We start from the raw sequence: 2242 nt of genomic DNA, 5'->3' as shown, positions 1-2242 counted from the left end.
GCTCAAGCCAATCAGCTTCAGCGTCAGTATCAGCAAGTGAATCAGCTTCAGCATCTGTATCAGCAAGCCAATCAGCTTCAGCATCTGTAAGTGCAAGCCAATCAACTAGCGCATCAGTATCTGCAAGTCAATCAACTTCAGCATCTGTATCTGCAAGCCAATCAACTANNGCATCAGTATCTGCAAGTCAATCAACTTCAGCATCTGTAAGTGCAAGCCAATCAGCTTCAGCATCNGTAAGTGCAAGCCAATCAACTTCAGCATCNGTANNTGCAAGTCAATCAGCTNCAGCATCAGTAAGCNCAAGTGAATCAGCTTCAGCATCAGTATCAGCAAGCCAATCAGCTTCAGCATCAGTATCAGCAAGTGAATCAGCTTCAGCATCAGTATCTGCAAGCCAATCAACTTCAGCNTCAGTATCAGCAAGTGAATCAGCTTCAGCATCAGTATCAGCAAGCCAAAGCGCTTCAGCATCTGTAAGTGCAAGCCAATCAACTTCAGCATCAGTATCAGCTAGCCAAAGCGCTTCAGCTTCAGCATCAGTATCTGCAAGTCAATCAACTTCAGCATCAGTATCTGCAAGTCAATCAACTTCAGCATCAGTATCAGCTAGCCAATCAGCTTCAGCGTCTGTAAGTGCAAGCCAATCAGCAAGCGCATCAGTAAGCTCAAGTCAATCAACTTCAGCATCAGTATCTGCAAGTCAATCAACTTCAGCATCAGTATCAGCTAGCCAATCAGCTTCAGCATCTGTAAGTGCAAGTCAATCAACTAGCGCATCAGTATCTGCAAGTGAATCAGCTTCAGCATCTGTAAGTGCAAGTGAATCAACTTCAGCATCTGTATCAGCTAGCCAATCAACTAGCGCATCAGTAAGCTCAAGTGAATCAGCTTCAGCATCAGTATCTGCAAGTCAATCAACTTCAGCATCAGTATCAGCTAGCCAATCAGCTTCAGCATCTGTATCAGCTAGCCAATCAACTAGCGCATCAGTAAGCTCAAGTGAATCAGCTTCAGCATCAGTATCAGCTAGCCAAAGCGCTTCAGCTTCAGCATCAGTATCTGCAAGTCAATCAACTTCAGCATCAGTAAGCTCAAGTGAATCAGCTTCAGCATCAGTATCTGCAAGTGAATCAGCTTCAGCATCTGTAAGCTCAAGTCAATCAGCTTCAGCGTCTGTAAGTGCAAGCCAATCAGCAAGCGCATCAGTAAGCTCAAGTGAATCAGCTTCAGCATCAGTAAGCTCAAGTGAATCAGCTTCAGCATCAGTATCTGCAAGTGAATCAGCTTCAGCATCTGTAAGCTCAAGTCAATCAACTTCAGCATCTGTATCAGCTAGCCAATCAGCTTCAGCATCTGTAAGCTCAAGTCAATCAGCTTCAGCGTCTGTAAGTGCAAGCCAATCAGCAAGCGCATCAGTAAGCTCAAGTCAATCAACTTCAGCATCAGTATCTGCAAGTGAATCAACTTCAGCATCTGTATCAGCTAGCCAATCAACTAGCGCATCAGTAAGCTCAAGTGAATCAGCTTCAGCATCAGTATCAGCTAGCCAAAGCGCTTCAGCTTCAGCATCAGTATCTGCAAGTCAATCAACTTCAGCATCTGTATCAGCTAGCCAATCAGCAAGCACAAGCTTGAGCAACAGTGTGTCTGCTTCAATCAGTGCTTCAGTATCAGCAAGCACAAGCATGAGCAACAGCGTGTCTGCCTCAATCAGTGCTAGCCAATCAGCAAGCACAAGCATGAGCAACAGCGTATCTGCTTCAATCAGTGCTAGCCAATCAGCAAGCACAAGCATGAGCAACAGCGTGTCTGCTTCAATCAGTGCAAGCCAATCAGCAAGCACAAGCTTGAGCAACAGTGTGTCTGCTTCAATCAGTGCATCTGAATCAGCAAGCACAAGCTTGAGCAACAGTGTGTCTGCTTCAATCAGTGCATCTGAATCAGCAAGCACAAGCTTGAGCAACAGNGTATCTGCTTCAATCAGTGCAAGCCAATCAGCAAGCACAAGCATGAGCAACAGCGTGTCTGCTTCAATCAGTGCTTCAGTATCAGCAAGCACAAGCATGAGCAACAGCGTATCTGCCTCAATCAGTGCTAGCCAATCAGCAAGCACAAGCTTGAGCAACAGTGTATCTGCTTCAATCAGTGCATCTGAATCAGCAAGCACAAGCTTGAGCAACAGTGTATCTGCTTCAATCAGTGCAAGCCAATCAGCAAGCACAAGCATGAGCAACAGCGT

1 pseudogene is annotated in these 2242 nt (G+C 45.6%); it reads left to right on the top strand.

The window, feature by feature from the left end:
- A pseudogene (locus D8803_RS09560) lies at positions 1-2242 on the top strand (accessory Sec-dependent LPXTG-anchored adhesin); the annotation flags it as partial.

It is taken from the genome of Streptococcus oralis (assembly GCF_003943385.1).
GTDB classification, from domain to species: Bacteria; Bacillota; Bacilli; order Lactobacillales; family Streptococcaceae; genus Streptococcus; species Streptococcus oralis_CA.
The sequence above is the reverse complement of the archived record's forward strand: the minus strand, read 5'-3'. Positions and strand labels throughout refer to the sequence as shown.